This is a genomic window from Streptomyces sp. bgisy130, assembly GCF_057708345.1.
The window spans coordinates 1-15,140 of record NZ_JBYISA010000015.1 but is presented as its reverse complement, the minus strand read 5'-3'; the positions used below and the strand labels follow the sequence as shown (position 1 = coordinate 15,140).

The window sequence follows — 15,140 nt, the reverse complement described above, 5'->3', positions numbered from 1 at the left end:
CTCCAACACCGTGGCCCGGGCAGGTGATCCGATAGCGCTGCCGTGGGGACGGGGTTTGTGACCGTTCTCGTGAGCCCTCGCCGTATTTCAGAGGGATACCCCCGCTGTTCTGCCGGCAGCAGAACACCGGCCGGACCGGGCTCGACGATCACTACAGTCCCGTCTCATGACGACGATTACGACGCGTACGGTCGAGTATCCGGCCGACGGTTTGACGATGATCGGGCACCTCGCGCTCCCGGCCGGTGCCGACCGCCGGCCCGCGGTCCTGATCGGGCCCGAGGGGACGGGGCTCAGCGACGTCGAGCGCCGCCGGGCCGATGCCCTGGCCGAGCTGGGATACGTGGCGCTGGCCTTCGACCTCCACGGCGGGCGCTATCTGGACGACCCCGAGGAGATGCTGGCCCGTTGCATGCCGCTGCTCGCTGATCCCGACCGGATGCGGGGCATCGGCCATGCGGCGCTCGACGTGTTGCGCGCCGAACCGCGGAGCGACCCCGACCGGATCGCCGCCATCGGCTACGGCACCGGGGGCGCCATCGGGCTGGAACTCGGGCGCGACGGCGTCAGCCTGCGCGCGATCGGGACGGTCAACGCACTGACTACGGGCCGACCGGGCGAGGCGGCACGCATCCGCTGCCCGGTATGGGCCGGGGTCGGGTCGGAAGACCCGATCATGCCGCCCGCGCAACGGGACGCGTTCACCGCCGAGATGCAGGCCGCGGGCGTCGACTGGCGCCTCGCGGTCTACGGCGGAGCCCTGCACGCCTTCCACCACCCACCGGTCGACCACACCGTGCGCCCCGGCGTCGGCTACCACCCACAACACGCGCAGCGAGCCTGGCGCGACGTCGTCGACCTGCTCGCCGAGTGCCTGCCCGTGACGGAGGATCTGGGGCATGACCCAGGTAAGCATGCTGGCCTCGGGCACTGACAGTCCACTCCCCTCAAGTCCGCACAGTAGAAACGCATTCGGGCGGTTACTCGATCGCGGAGACGTATTCACAACTACCGCAGTAAATACCGGATTTACTGCGGCAGAGCCCCTACCGTGATCACCGCGACCTGCGGCGGGCCATTCCGGCCGCCGGGGCGAGGTGTACGCATTGACTGCGGCCGTGCTGGAAGGGCGGGACGGCGTGACGATCGAACCTGGGGGACCGAACTCGGGAGCGGAAGCGCACTTCGGTTGCCGCGCGCTCGGGTCGTACCTCTGTCCGCCCCGCCGTCGTCGTACACCGCGGCGGTCGAGCGGTACCTCACCGGCGCGGGCATCGCGAAGTCCTCCGCGCGGATCTACCGGATCTCCCTCACGACGTGGGGATGGATGCTCGCCGGCGAACCGCCGCCGACCGGACCCGCCCGCCGAGGCGCGAAACCGCCCGTCTTTCGGCTGCTGGCCAAACCCCTCACCTCACCCGACGATATCGAGGACCTGGACGGCTGGACGCTCCACCGGCTCCGTCACAGTGCCCTGACGCACGACGCGGAGGACGGCACCTCCCCCCCGATGCTGCTGGCCCGCTCCCGCCACGCCTCCGTCCGCTCCCTGGAGCGCTACGCCCGCCCCGGCGTCGACTGTGGCTTAAGCCGGCCGAACGTTCGCACCGGGATGAGCGCTTGCGAGATCCCCCGAGCCAGTGGCCGCATGCACCCTCGCCGGCCTTGCCCCGCGCGCTGACCAGGCAGCACCAAGGCGCTGCGCTCCGCGACCAGTGACACCGGGCCGCCCGGTGGCGGGGATGGCCTGCTGCCCGGCTGGATGCGCTATCCGCCCCGCACCACTGGGCTACAGCGGCCCCGGGGCCGGGGCCGCTGGGGTGTCCGTCGCCGGCGATTCCCCGGTGTGCGGGGTGGCCTTCCCGCCACCCGCAGGGCCGACACGGCCAGCAGGCACGACAGCAACGCGGCCGTCCCGCAGACCACGTAGCCGAGGGAGTAGCCCTGGCCGAGTGCGTCCCGGGCAAGGGATACCGCCTGGCCTGGTGCAGAGTCCGGCGGAACCGAGTTCACCGCCAGCGGGCCGCCGGCCTGGGCCACCTCTGCGGCAGCGGACTTCGCCGTCGGGTCAAGCGAGGAGGTCGACAGGTGGGACTGGAACGCCGAGGCGGCATGGCCGAGGGCGACCGCGCCGATGAGTGCCGGGCCGAGCGTGAAACCGAAGTCCCGGAGCAGGCTGTTCGACGCGCTGGCCATACCGGCGTACCGGATCGGCACCGTGTTCACGGCGACGGCGGTGACCGAGGCGATGCTGAACGCGTAGCCGATGCCCGCCAGGCCCAGGGGGGCGAGGTACGCGCCGAGTGAGGTCTCCCGTATGTCCAGGGTCGCCATCCAGAAGTCGCCCGCGGCCATCAGCAGCAGGCCGCCGGAGAGCAGCCAGCGCGGGTTCGCCCGCTCCAGCAGCCGTGAGATGAGCGGAGTGAGCAGCAGCGAGAACCCGCCGAGCAGGACAAAGGCCACCGAGGTCCGCAGGGGGCTCTGGTGCTGGATCACCCCGATGCGGATGCTGGTCGCATAGGCGGTGCCGAGGAAGCTGAACATCCCGACGACGGTGATGATCGAGACGATGGTGAAGGCGCGGTTGCGGAACAGGTCGAGGCGCAGCAGCGGCGTGCGGGCCCGGTGCTCCGCGAAGACGAACAGTACGAGGAACACCGCGGCAACGACGAAGGCACCGATCACCAACGGGGAGCCCCAGCCGTCGGTCGGCCCCTGGATCACCGCGTAGAGCAGGGCGAACAGGCCAATGAGGATGGTGATCTGGCCACCCGGGTCCAGTGAGCGGCCCTCCGGCGAGCTGGAGTCCTCGGCGAGCAGCCGGCAGACCAGCGCGGTGATCACGCCCAAGGCGGCGACGATCACAAAGGAAAGCCTCCACGAACCGTAGGTTCCGGAGATGCCGCCGAGAACGGGGGCGACGAAGCCGCCGGTGGAGAGCGAGGCGGTCCAGACCGCGATGCCCCGGGCCCGGTCGCGCGGTGTGTGGGTGCCGGCCGCGACCATGGCGAGCGTGGTGGGGAACAGCGCCGCGGCGCCGAGGCCGCCGAGGAGCTGGCCCGCCCACAACTGGGGGACACCCCCGGCGGTCGCCGCCACCACCTCGCCGACGGCCAGCAGTCCCGCGCCGCCGACCAGCAGCCGCTTGCGGCCGAAGAGGTCGCCCAGTACGCCGAAGGTCAGCTCCAGTACCGTCACGGGCAACAGGAACGCGTCGGAGATCCAGGTGAGTTGGGACCCGACCGGGTGCAGACTCTCCTGGAACAGGCCGTTCAGGGTCGCGGGCATGGCCAGCGCGATCTGGGCGAGACACACCGCCAGGCAGCTGGTGATCAGCGTTCCCGTACGGGCGGAGCCGGTGTGCCGGAGTCGCCGGCGGTGGTCCACAACGGCCTTGGTTCCCGGGCGGGCGCCGGAGCTGGTGCCGGGGCTGGTTCTGGGGTTGGTCATCGTCTCACTCGCTTCCATATGTCGCCGGCCCGGCCGGCCTGCCGTCCCGGTCCCGGAGCACGGCCGGAGTCGCGCTCGGCTGCCTGGCGGTCCGCGAGAGCGCGGGCCATCTGTCCGGCCAGCTTCGCGGTGCTGATCAGCACCGCACGGCTTGCCGCCGCACTCCGTCCCCGGGTCGCCGCGGATACGGCCTTCAGCAGGTACGGGGTGATTGCTGCACCGTGCACACCGTCGCGTTCGGCTTCCTGCACGGCGCCTTGGACCGCCTGCTCGATGCGGTCGCTGTCCAGCGCGTCCTCGGCTTCGATGGGCGAGGTGACGACCACCGATCCGGTCGCCCCGGCCTCCCAGTGCAGGTCGATGGCCGCGGCCAAGGTCGTGAGCTCATCGGCCCGCTGCGGATTGGGGAACCCGCTGGAGGTGCAGTAGTACGCCGGGAAGTCGGCACACCGATAGCCGATGACCGGCACCCCCAGCGTCTCCAGATATTCCAGCGTGAGCCCCACGTCGAGAATGTTCTTGGCACCCGAACACACCACGGCGACCTGACGGCGTGTCAATTCCGGTAGATCGGCGGAGATGTCGAAGGAGACCGAGGCGTTGCGGTGCACTCCTCCGATGCCTCCGGTCGAGAGCACCGGAATCCCGGCGTGGTCGGCGATGAACAGGGAAGAGGCCACGGTGGTGGCCCCGAGGCCGCCGGAGGCCAGGATCAACCCGACGTCCCGCGTAGTGGCCTTGGGAATGTGCTCGGTGCCGGCGAACCGCTCAAGTTCGCTTTCGCTCATCCCGACCACGAAGTGCCCGTCGGCAATACCGATCGTGGCGGGTATGGCGCCCCCTTCGCGCACCGCCTGGCCGATGGCGAACGCCAATTCAAGATTTCCCGGGTACGGCGGTCCGTGGTTGATGACGGTGGTCTCCAATGCCACCACCGGCTGTCCTTCCCGAAGGGCCTGTTCGACCTCATCACTCAGGCGAAGCAACTGGTGCACATCTCCTCCTTCTTCTTTCTTCCTCTTGACACGAGGGTCCGCGACCACGTTGTCGGAATTCATCCGTGGCCTTGGTGCGCGTCGAGAGTGGCGACAATGGTCGGCCCGCCGGCTGAGGTGCACCTGACGACGGGCTGACGCCCCCGGGCACGCAGTCGGGCCGCCGTGTCAGCGCCATGTCAGGCCGGCAGCAGAGCCGGGGAGCAGGGTGTGGCTGTCCGGCGTCCGTTCCGTGAATCCGGGCAAGCCAAGGAAATCCCGAAAGGAGCCCTCAGCATGCTTCCGAGCGTAGAAAGCGACGGCATCGCGGAAGCGGCACAACGGCTCTGGAATGCGCGTATGAGCAATCTGCCCTGTGCACCCATCCGCACATTGCTGGGCGCTGGAGATGTCGAGGCCGCGTATGAGGTTCAGGAAGTGAACACGCGACGCGCGCTGTCCGAGGGACGACGGCTCGTCGGCCGCAAGATCGGGCTGACCTCACCGGCAGTTCAGCAGCAGATGGGTGTCGATCAACCGGATTTCGGGGTGCTGTTCGGCGATATGGCGGTGTGCGACGCCGAGGAAATCGACCTCACGGGGTTGATCGACCCGCGTATCGAGGTGGAGGTCGCCTTCGTCCTGGAAAGCGGCCTCGCCGAGGAGTGGACGACGACGGCCGATGTGCTGCGGGCGACCGCGTATGTGGTGCCGGCGATCGAAGTGGTCGATTCGCGGATAGCCGCCTGGGACATCGAGATCGTCGACACGGTCGCCGACAACGCCTCCAGTGGCCTGTTCCTTCTGGGCGGGACTCCACGGCGTCTGGAGGGACTGGATCTGCGGGAGAGCGGAGCGGTCCTGACGGCCGGTGGCGAACTCCTGTCCGTCGGAGCCGGCGCGGTGTGCCTGGGACACCCGGTGAACGCCGTGACCTGGCTCGCCCGCCGACTGGCCAGGACCGACCACCCGCTCGCCGCCGGCGATGTGGTGCTCTCCGGTGCCCTCGGCCCCATGGTCCGCGTGGCGCCCGGGACCGTCTACGAAGCACAGGTCTCCGGGCTCGGTTCGGTACGGGCGGCGTTCGCGAAGGGAAAGCACTGGCGCGCGACCGCGCACGCTGGGCACACACCGCAGACGACGCCTGAGAGGTCGCCATGAGTGGATTGACTCCCGAGGAGAGGCTGGCCGCGCGGCTCGACGAGGCGGCGCGGCGGGGTGAGGTCACTTCGCAGCCCTCACAAGCAGCTCCGCTGAGTGTCGCGGACGCCTACGCGGTACAGGAGCTGGCCGTCGCCCGGCGGCTGGACCGCGGCGAACGTCTGGTGGGGGTGAAGATGGGCTTCACCAGTCGTCAGAAGATGGCGCAGATGGGCGTGGACGAGGTCATCTGGGGACGCCTGACCAGCGCCATGCTGATCCCGGAAGGCGACCGGATCGCACCGGACCACTACATCCATCCGCGGGTCGAGCCCGAGGTCGCGTTCCTGATCGGACGTGACATACCTGCCGGCGCACCGCCGGAGACGATCACCGCGGCGGTGACTGCCGTCGCCCCCGCCCTGGAGATCATCGACTCCCGCTATGCGGACTTCCGCTTCACGCTGGCGGATGTGGTGGCCGACAACGCGTCCGCCGCCGGATTCGTCCTCGGCGCCTGGCAGGCCGTGCCGCCGTCGCTGGACTGCCTCGGCGTGCTCCTGGAGGTGGACGGCCGGACCGCCGAGGTCGGGGCCACCGCGTCGATCCTCGGGGACCCGTGGCGTTCGCTGGCGGCCGCGGCACGGCTGACCGGGCGGGCCGGGATGCCGCTGCGCGCGGGGTGGGTGGTGCTCGCCGGCGGTGCTACCGCGGCGGTTCCGCTGCGTCCGGGGGCGCAGGTGCGTGCGGTGGTCGAGTCGCTCGGTTCGGCGTCGGTGACGGTGGCGCCGAGCTCTGCACGGCCTTAGCGGTGCGGTTCACGTCGTCGGCCAGCCAGGTCGGAGTGGGCATTCCCGTCTCCTCGCGGATCTGCCGTGCCCGGCCCAGCAGGTCGGCGGCGCGCTGCCGTTCGGTCCGGCAGACCGCCCCGGCCAGGGCTTCGAGGCCCATGGTCAGCAGCCACGGGTCGTGCACCGACTCGCCGGCGGCGACGGCGCGCTCGAAGCACTCCCGTGCCTCCGCCGTCTTGCCGAGGTCGACCAGCACCAGGCCCAGGCAGACCCGGGACATCCCCGCTTCCCTGGACAGGGCCATGCGTTCATAGGACTCCAGGGCGCTGGTGTGCAGGGCACTGGCCCGTTCCAGGTCCTTCTCGGCACGCACGAGGATGCCAAGACTGTTGCGGGCACTGGCGGCGGGCTCTTCGGCGCCGATCCAGGCAGCGGTGTTCAACGACTCGTGCAACAGGTCACGGGCGGCGTCCGGTTCGCCGCGGAGGATGGCCAGCCGCCCCAGGTCGGCCAGCCGTGCCGCGACCATCTCGGCCAGCCCGAGGTGCCGGGCCAGGCCGAGCCCCTCGTCGGCGAGCGCCGTCGCTTCACGGTAGCGGCCGCGGCTTTCGCTGACCGCACCGAGGCGGAACAGGGCGCGCAGGACTCCCCACTGGTCGCCGCTGCGGCGGTAATGCGTCAGGGCGTGAGTGAACAGCTCCGTGGCGCGTTCGACATCGCCCTGCCAGAAAGCACCGAGTCCGGCAACGAGGTAGGAACTCGCCAGTACCCAATGGTCGGTGGCCTCGTCCAGCCCGTCGAAGGCGCGGGCGATATGAGGGGCGGCTTCGGCGTGCTCCCCTTGGCGCATCAGCGCGTGCGCCAGAAAGGCCGAGGCCAGGGCGAGATCGGAGTCCGAGCTGCCGGCCGCGGTCCCGACGTCCAGCGCCTTGCGGCCGAGGCGTACGGCGGCGTCGAGGTCGTGTGCGTTCTGCGCGAGGTGGGACGCCCAGGCGAGCGCGAGCGCATGGACGGTGGGCGAGCATGCGCGGCCGTCCAGCTCGAGAGCGGCGAGGAGCCGCCGGGTACCGCTCTGGTGCTCGGCGCGGATCCACCAGTACCAGGCGAGCGCGCCCGCCATCCGCTGCGCCGGCTCGGCCTCCCCTCGTCCGAGCAGCCAGTCCAGGGCGGTATCGAGATTGCCCGTCTCCTGTTGCAGGGTGTCCAGCCATGCGGGCTGGTCGGGCCCGCGTACCTGTCTGCCGCCCTCTTCACCGACCGCGAGGAAGTACGCGGCGTGCCGGTCGCGTACCGTTCCGTAGTCGTCGGTGGCGTGCAGCCGTGCGGTGCCGTACTCCCGGATCGTCTCCAGCATCTCGTAACGCGCGCGGTCGCCCTTTCCCACCTCAACGGTGACCAGGGACTTGTTGACCAGCCGGTCGAGGCAGTCCCGCACGGCCGCCGCGGCCATCTCCGGCAGGTCGGCGCAGACGGCCGCTGCCGCGTCCACGGTGAAACCGCCCGAGAACACCGACAGCCGGTCGAAGACCGCTCGCTCCGCCGCGGACAGCAGCTCGTAGCTCCAGTCGACCATCGCCGCCAGGGTGCGGTGGCGCGCTGTCGCGGTGCGGGAGCCGCCCGTCAGCAGACTGAAGCGGTCGGCCAGGTCGCGGGTGATCTCCATGGGCGACATCGTTTTGGTACGGACGGCGGCGAGTTCGATCGCCAGCGGAATACCGTCCAGCCGACGGCAGATCTCCCCGGCCTGTACGGCGTTCCCTTCGGACAGACAGAAGCCGGGACTGACAGCCCGGGCACGCTCCACGAAGAGCTGCACCGCTTCGTGGCCGGCGATGGCCTCGGGGTCCTGCTCGGCCGGACCCGGGTAGCGCATGGGCGGTACGGGCAGCTGCATCTCCCCGGGGACGCCGAGCGGCTCCCGGCTGGTGGTGACGATGCGCAGCCGTCCGCAGTCCCGCAGCAGCGCTTCCGCCAGCTCGGCGACGGCCTCGACGAGGTGTTCGCAGTTGTCCAGCACCAGCAGCAGCTGCTTTTCCTGGAGGTACTGCCGCAGACGGTCGACGGCGGGCCGGACGGTACCCGGAGCGGGCGCCGCCTGCATGGTGGGGGGCGGCTGCGACCTGACGTCGAGAGCCTGAAGGATGGCGCCGGCGACCCGGTCCGGTTCGGAGACCGGGGCCAGCTCCACCACCCATACGCCGTCGGGCAGCGGCAGGTCGGCGGCGCCGGCCGCTTCCAGGGCAAGGCGGGTCTTCCCGGTCCCGCCGGCCCCGGTCAGGGTGACCAGCCGCCATGAACGGATGAACTGCCGCACCTGGCCGAGGAGGTCATGGCGTCCGACGAAGCTGGTCAAGGGGGTGCGCAGATTGCCCGTGGCGCGCGAGGCCGCGGGCGTTGCCTGGGGGACCGGCGCGGAAGCGGGTCCGAGCAGGCCCGCGTCGTGGATCAGGATCCGCTGCTCCAGCTGCTGAAGTTCCTCGCTCGGGTCGACTCCCAGCTCGTCGACGAGCTGGGCGCGGGCCTTGCGGAACACCCGCAGGGCTTCGGCCTGGCGGCCGGCGCGGTAGAGACTGGTCATGAGCAGGGCGAAGAAGTGCTCCCGGAGCGGGTGTGCCTCGGTGAGCGCGGACAGCTCCGGGATGACCTCGGCATGGCGGCCGACGGCGAGGTCTGCCTCGATGCGGCTCTCCAGGGCGATGAGCCGCAATTCGTCGAGGCGACCGGCTTCGGTCCGGGCGAAGTCCATGTCCAGGACGTCGGCGAGGGCGGGCCCGCGCCACAGGGCGAGCGCCTCGGACAGGGTGGCGGCAGCGGCCTCCGGCTCACCGGACTTCTGCGCCGTGCGTCCGGCCGCCACCAGGGCCTCGAACCGGTAGACGTCTACGTCTTCGCGGTCCACGTCCAGCGTGTAGCCGCCGCTTGCGGTGGCGATCCGCTTGCTGCCCAGCAGCGCCCGGAGCCGCGAGATCTGAGCCTGGATCGTGTTCGCCGGGTGCGAGGGCACGTCCTCATCCCAGACCTCGGCGAGGATACGGTCGGTCGAGACCACCATTCCGCTGTGCAGCGCGAGCAGGGCCAGCAAGGTCCGCTGCCGGGGCCCCTCAAGAGGAACCAGCTGTTCCGCCTCGCGCACTTCCAGCCGTCCGAGCAGCTGAACTCGCATGTGAGAAGGGTAACATCCCCGGTCAGCGGCCACTTTGTCACGCCGCATTGCTTCCGTCGGCACCGTCCGTTTCGTACAGCGGCCGGTCGCGGTAGCGGTCGACCATGCCGGGTGGTGCGAGGAGCGGCGCGGGTGACAGCTCGCGGAACTCGCGGTCGAAGTACACCAGGGGCGGCCCCTCGCTCACCCGGACGCTTTCGACCTCGCCGACGAGGATGCTGTGGTCACCGGCGTCGTACCGGGCGGATGCCCGGCAGACCAGGCTGGCCAGCGCGCTGGGCAGGACGGGAACTCCGCCCTCGGTACGGAATCCGGCCCGGGCGAACTTGTCGGCGCCGGCCTTCGCGCACCGCAGGGCCAGCGTGCGGTGCTCGGGCCGCAGCACGTTGATCGCGTACCGCTCGGCCCGCCGCAACACGTGGTGGGAGCGTGCGGACACCGCCGGGCAGAACAGCACCAGTGGCGGCGACAGGGACACCGAACAGAAGGCGCTGACCGTGATGCCCCATGCCTCGCCGTCCGCATCGGCGGTGGTCACGATCGTCACGCCGCTGGGGAAGCTGCCCAGCGCCCGGCGGAAGGAGTCAGCGTCCATCATCGGCCTCCGATGCCGTGTCCCGCTGTCCCGAACCGTCGGTGAGGCCGGCGAGGCCGTCCGGACGGCCGAGGAAGTCGAAGATCCTCTTGGTGAGGGGTTCCTTGTCGTACGCCTGGAACAGCATGCCCGCCACCCGTTCCGGTGCGCCGAAGAAGAAGCGCTCGTAGAGCGCCTGCCGTGCGCCGAAGCCCGATACGGCGGCGTCCTGGGCGAGCCGGAACAGCCCGATGCGCTGCGGGGATTCGAGGTTCTCCAACGCGAAGTAGGTGTCGATGTCACCGGCGATCGCCGAGGTCAGGTCGGCCTGGGCGGGGGTGGCCATCAGCGAACTGGAGCCGAGGAGCTGGACCAGTTCGACCAGCCGCTGGTACTGCTGCGGGAAGACGTTGCGGGCGGCGTCCAGCGGCATCCGGTCGGGCGTCATCGTGCCCCACTCGTCGGCCCTGGCGTGGGCCTCGCTCGCGGTCAGGCAGGCCTTCATCATTTCCACCACACACATCGCCTCGGCGATCTGTGCCTGTGTCTGCGGGGCGCGGTCACGCTGATTGGCGCCGGTCATCGCGCACAGCAGCCCGACCATGAACTCGGCTTTCGCGATGTTCTTGCAGACGACCTGGTGCATCATGTGGATCAGTGAATTCGTCGCGGAATGCACCGCGTTGCACGAGGACGGGTCCTCCAGCAGGAAGATCCGCTCCCAGGGGACCTCGACATCGTCGAACACGACGACAGCGTCCATCTCCTCGAACCGGGCGGAGAGCGGGGCGTCGAAGACCGGCCGGCCCGTGTCGTAGCTGTCCCGGCACAGAAAACGCAGGCCCCTGGTGGCACAGGGTATGGCGAACGCGAAGGCGTAACGGGTCGACGACGGGTCGTCCTTGAGCGAGGTGGAGGGGAACACCACCAGCTCGTCGGCCAGCGGACCGAGCGTGGCAAGGAGCCGCGCCCCACGCACCACGATGCCGCGGTCGGTGTGCCGGACGATGTGCAGGGCCACCTGTGCGCTGGGGATTCCCTGATCGGTGAGCCGTCGGTTGACCGACGGATTGACCAAGGTGTGGGTGAGCACGACATCGTTCTCCCGCAGATGGCGGAAGTACGCCTCGATATTCCGGCCGAACTCGGGGTTGACCGCGGTGAAGAACTCCGAGGCGGAAGCCAGCGCCATGAACGACGAGTTGAGATAGTCCGGCGTACGCCCCAGCATTCCGCCGCTCCACCGTGCGGCTTCGAGAAAGGCCGCGGAACGCTTGCCCAGGTCTTCCTGGGTCACGGGGCGCAGAAAGGACGTGGCGACGCGATCGCCGGACTCGGGTGAGGGAAAGGTGAGAACGTCCCGCAGCTCCGCTTCGTGCTGCCGGTCGAGCCAGGCGCCGATCGAACTCGCTCCGCGGCGCAGGGCGGGGTGGGAAGTGACGTCTTTTACGGATTCCCCGCCGAGCCAGACCTCTCTGCCGTCATTGAGGCCCTCAAGGTACTCCTGTGCAGTGCGCGCACCCATGTGGTCGATCCTCCTTCGTTGATGAGCCAGTTGTGTTACCGCGAACCCTCGGCCGGGCTGAAGGCGATGACCTTCATCTCGATCAGGAGGTGCGGGTGCGGGAGTTGATGGACGGCCACGGTGGTACGCGTGGGGCCGTCGAAGTCGAAGAACTCCGCATAGGTCTCGTTGTATCCGGCGAAGTCATTCATGCTGACGAGGAAACTGGTGACATCGACGATGTCGCCGAGACCCGAGCCGGTGGTGGCCAGGATCCGTGCGATGTTCTCGATCACCGCGCGGGTCTGTGCGCGGATATCCAGCCGCACCGTGCCGAACTCATCGGCCTCCGCGCCGATATGAGTGTTGTCCGCACGTCGTGAACTGATTCCCGAGACGAAGACGAAGTCGCCGGCCCGCCGGACGTGCGGATACCTGCCACGCGGTACCGCTTGGTCGGCGACGACGCCCTGACCTCCCTGACTACGCGTCATCGCCACGCTCTCCCTTCCGGCTACGGCCGCCTGCTGCGGCACTCCGAGGCATCACGAAGGGCCCGGCGACATCGTGTACGGCGCCGCAGTTCGCACAGGTCCGCAGTTCCGCACTGCCGTTGAACCGGTCGATGGCGGCCTTGACCTGGACCTCGATGTCCGACAGCCCGAACCATGTCTCGTTGAGCCGGTCACCGCAGCCTTTGCAGTACCAGAGGATGCAATCGGGCTCCTGCTCGGTGCGCACCCGCTGGATCACCGCTCCCCAGGTCCCGGCGGGCCGCAGCGGGCAGTGCGGGACCATCGCGGGCATCAGAAAGACATCGCCCTCGCGGACGGTCACACTCTCCATGTGTCCGTTCTCGTCCCGATAGTCGACGCGGATGTCGCCGGTGAGCTGATAGAAGATTTCATCGCTCGGGCTGATGTGGAAGTCATTGCGCGAGTTGGGACCGCGGGACACCATGAAAATGAATTGGGACCCCTCCTTCCACAACTCCCTGTTTCCCACAGGCGGCTGAAAGTGCTCGACGTTGTCGCTTATCCAGCGCCGCAGATTGAGAATGACCGGAGTTACCGCCATATTCGACCTCTCTCTCGGTTCAGCGGCCCGCCGACGCACCGGAGACCGGTGCGGGGCGAGCGGGACCTGATACACCCATCGTCAGGACCGGCCTGAGGAAGCGCTGACGTGGCACTGACATGTGACTGACGAGCGGTATCCGCCGGTCGACGGGCTCGACCCGGCCGTCACAGGTCCCGCTGGAGACGCAGACCCGCGCGCACCTGACGCCCTGCCGTGGTGTGGTGCACCTCGGTCCACTCCACGAGGAAATCGATGATCGCCAGACCGCGCCCGTGCTCATCGCTGTCCGTGCCGTCCCTGGAATGGGGCACCGCGGCCCCGGAGTCGGTGACCGAGATCAAGAGGATGTCCCCGACCCGGCTCAGGACAACCGTGGTGTCGGCGTGGCCGTGCTGGACGGCATTGACCGCGAGCTCGTCGATGACCAGCACGGCGGAGTCCCGCGCCGCTCCGGAAACGCCCCAGCGGCTGAGCACCTGCGTCGCGAAGGCGCGGCAGGTGCGCACGAACGGCTCGCGCGAGGGCACGGCGAGCACGGCCCGGGGAGCCGTCTTCCCGGCGTGATCCAAGGCCCGCCTCGGCTGGGCCGGAGCGCGCTGTACCGGGGGCGACGCCGGGCCGCTCTCCCAGCGGAGGGCATCGAGCCCGGACTCGTCCACGCGAAGTGCTGTCTTCACCGCGTCACTCGCGCGAAGTGCTGTGTTCACCGTGTTACTCATCTCCCCCGCCTCCCGGTACTCGTGCTCCTTGGATGCGGACACGAGCAATGCTTCACCGGCGGGCTGATGCGCCGCTTACCGCGCGCTGACATGCGGCATCCGCACGCTGCCCGACACGCATCAGGTTTCCCGGGGCAATCATTGTGCGTACACTGATAGTCAGTACACGGACATCCCGTCCGCCGACCTTTGGGAGGAGCCCTCTATGCGTCACCCTTCGGATTTGCGCGAACACATTGCGGTACTGGAAGCCCTTGGCGACCTCGACCGCATCGAGACGGAGGTCGACTGGAATCTGGAAGCCGCCGCGCACACGCGCTACAGCGTTGAGCGCCGTCTTCCCGCACCGCTGTTTCAGAAGGTGAGCGGTGTCGAGGAAGGCTTTCGCCTGCTCGGCTCGCCGGCCGCGCTGAGCGCCGCCCCGGACAAGCCGTTCGCCCGCGTCGCGGTGAGCATCGGCCTTCCGCCGGAGGCCACCGGCCGAGAGGTGGTGGACCACCTGGTCGCCACCTGGAGCCGCCCCGGCATCCCGCCGAAGTCAGTCAGCCGCGAAGAGGCCGAGGTCAAGCAGAACGTGCTGCTCGGTGACGACGCGGACCTGACCCGTTTCCCGGTGCCGTTCGTGCACCACGGGGACGGCAACCGCTACGCCAACACCTACGGCGTGATCATCGCCCAGACCCCGGACGGTTCGTGGACCAACTGGTCCATCGCCCGGATCATGATGGTCGACGGCAAGCACATGACCGGTCTGGTCCTGCACCCTCAGCACATCGCCCAGGTCTGGCAGCAGTGGGTCGACCTCGGCAAGCCCATGCCGTACGCCCTGGTGCAGGGCGGCGACCCGGCCATTCCGTTCATCGGCGGTGTCCCGCTGCCCGACAATGTCAACGAGGCCGACTACATTGGCGCACTGATCGATGAACCGCTCAAGGTGGTCAAGGCCGAACTGTCGGATCTGCTGGTCCCCGCCAGTGCCGAGATCGTCATCGAGGGCCATCTCTCCATCGAACGATCCGGCGTGGAGGGGCCGTTCGGCGAATACGCAGGCTACATTCCGACGGAAACCAGTCTCCAGCCGGTTTACAGCGTGGAGGCGATCACCTACCGCGACGACCCGATCTGGCCCCTGGTCGCGGAAGGCACACCCGTCGACGAGTGCCACACCTCGCAGACCATCGGCATGGCCGTCGGCGCAGTGGCCGCGCTGCGCGCAGCAGACCTTCCGGTCACCACCGTCTGGGGCTCGATGTACAGCGCCGGCCACTGGTATGCGGTGACCGTGCCCGCCGACTGGCGCGACCAACTGCCCGGCAGCACACCTGAGGAGTTCGCCCGCCGGGTCGGCGAGACCCTCTTCTCGGCCAGGTTCGGCCACTGCCTGCCGCAGGTGTTCCTGCTCGACGCCGACATCGATCCCGCCGACGAGCATGTCTTGATGTGGGCACTGGCCACCCGGGTCCACCCCGTGGACCGCAAGGTCTACTTCGAAGGCGGTCCGATCCTGCCGCTGCTCGCCTGCTACACCGAGGAAGAGCGGCATGCCGCACATGGCACCAAGGTGGTACACGAGGCGCTCCTCCCCGCACCCGGAGAGCGTCAGGTGACCTCCGATTTCGAGCACGCCTACCCCGCCGATGTGCGGGCCAAGGTGCTGGCCCGGCACCAGCGTTGACTCCGATGGGACGCGGGGGGGGGGGGGGGGGGGGGGGGGGGGGGGGGGGGGGGGGGGGGGGGGGGGGGGG

13 protein-coding genes are annotated in these 15,140 nt (G+C 69.4%); 5 read left to right on the top strand and 8 right to left on the bottom strand.

What is annotated here, in order from left to right; translation table 11 throughout:
• Positions 1–166 precede the first annotated feature (166 nt).
• Positions 167–934 carry a dienelactone hydrolase family protein gene (locus AC3EUV_RS20580; protein WP_435603537.1) on the top strand — a complete coding sequence of 256 codons (768 nt, stop codon included), beginning with the start codon at positions 167–169 and terminating at the stop codon, positions 932–934.
• Between the two features lie 255 nt (positions 935–1,189).
• The gene (locus tag AC3EUV_RS20575) at positions 1,190–1,681 is read left to right on the top strand and encodes a site-specific integrase (RefSeq protein WP_435603536.1); all 492 of its coding nucleotides are present in this window, start codon (positions 1,190–1,192) and stop codon (positions 1,679–1,681) included.
• A gap of 86 nt (positions 1,682–1,767) precedes the next feature.
• Here the strand turns inward: AC3EUV_RS20575 and AC3EUV_RS20570 are convergent, their stop codons facing one another.
• Both AC3EUV_RS20570 and AC3EUV_RS20565 read right to left on the bottom strand, forming a co-directional pair.
• On the bottom strand, positions 1,768–3,450 hold the full coding sequence (locus AC3EUV_RS20570) for an MFS transporter (protein WP_435603535.1): 1,683 nt from the start codon (positions 3,448–3,450) through the stop codon (positions 1,768–1,770).
• Positions 3,447–4,445: a pseudouridine-5'-phosphate glycosidase gene (locus AC3EUV_RS20565; RefSeq protein ID WP_432143382.1), complete on the bottom strand. Its 999-nt coding sequence runs from the start codon at positions 4,443–4,445 to the stop codon at positions 3,447–3,449. The genes AC3EUV_RS20570 and AC3EUV_RS20565 overlap by 4 nt, the downstream gene beginning before the upstream one ends.
• A 276-nt stretch (positions 4,446–4,721) precedes the next feature.
• On the opposite strand from AC3EUV_RS20565, the gene AC3EUV_RS20560 reads away from it, so the two are divergent.
• Both AC3EUV_RS20560 and AC3EUV_RS20555 read left to right on the top strand, forming a co-directional pair.
• The gene (locus AC3EUV_RS20560) at positions 4,722–5,585 is read left to right on the top strand and encodes a 2-keto-4-pentenoate hydratase (RefSeq protein ID WP_435603534.1); all 864 of its coding nucleotides are present in this window, start codon (positions 4,722–4,724) and stop codon (positions 5,583–5,585) included.
• Positions 5,582–6,373 carry a 2-keto-4-pentenoate hydratase gene (locus AC3EUV_RS20555; protein WP_435603533.1) on the top strand — a complete coding sequence of 264 codons (792 nt, stop codon included), beginning with the start codon at positions 5,582–5,584 and terminating at the stop codon, positions 6,371–6,373. The genes AC3EUV_RS20560 and AC3EUV_RS20555 overlap by 4 nt, the downstream gene beginning before the upstream one ends.
• Here the strand turns inward: AC3EUV_RS20555 and AC3EUV_RS20550 are convergent.
• The 6 genes from AC3EUV_RS20550 to AC3EUV_RS20525 form a co-directional block, all read right to left on the bottom strand.
• Complete coding sequence (locus tag AC3EUV_RS20550) at positions 6,270–9,518, bottom strand: AfsR/SARP family transcriptional regulator (protein ID WP_435603532.1); 3,249 nt, start codon at positions 9,516–9,518, stop codon at positions 6,270–6,272. The genes AC3EUV_RS20555 and AC3EUV_RS20550 overlap by 104 nt on opposite strands.
• Positions 9,519–9,555: 37 nt before the next feature.
• Complete coding sequence (locus tag AC3EUV_RS20545; RefSeq protein ID WP_432143379.1) at positions 9,556–10,113, bottom strand: flavin reductase family protein; 558 nt, start codon at positions 10,111–10,113, stop codon at positions 9,556–9,558.
• On the bottom strand, positions 10,103–11,617 hold the full coding sequence (hpaB, locus tag AC3EUV_RS20540) for a 4-hydroxyphenylacetate 3-monooxygenase, oxygenase component (protein WP_432143378.1): 1,515 nt from the start codon (positions 11,615–11,617) through the stop codon (positions 10,103–10,105). Before hpaB ends, AC3EUV_RS20545 begins: the two co-directional genes overlap by 11 nt.
• 35 nt (positions 11,618–11,652) lie before the next feature.
• Positions 11,653–12,090: a RidA family protein gene (locus tag AC3EUV_RS20535; protein ID WP_435603531.1), complete on the bottom strand. Its 438-nt coding sequence runs from the start codon at positions 12,088–12,090 to the stop codon at positions 11,653–11,655.
• On the bottom strand, positions 12,080–12,673 hold the full coding sequence (gene nbaC, locus AC3EUV_RS20530; protein ID WP_435603530.1) for a 3-hydroxyanthranilate 3,4-dioxygenase: 594 nt from the start codon (positions 12,671–12,673) through the stop codon (positions 12,080–12,082). The genes AC3EUV_RS20535 and nbaC overlap by 11 nt, the downstream gene beginning before the upstream one ends.
• 167 nt (positions 12,674–12,840) lie before the next feature.
• A complete protein-coding gene (locus AC3EUV_RS20525) occupies positions 12,841–13,383 on the bottom strand; it encodes an ATP-binding protein (RefSeq protein ID WP_432143375.1) in 543 nt (180 codons plus the stop codon).
• A gap of 235 nt (positions 13,384–13,618) precedes the next feature.
• Here AC3EUV_RS20525 and AC3EUV_RS20520 point away from each other — a divergent pair, with 235 nt between their 5' ends.
• Positions 13,619–15,070: a UbiD family decarboxylase gene (locus tag AC3EUV_RS20520; protein WP_435603529.1), complete on the top strand. Its 1,452-nt coding sequence runs from the start codon at positions 13,619–13,621 to the stop codon at positions 15,068–15,070.
• The last annotated feature ends 70 nt before the right edge of the window (positions 15,071–15,140 follow it).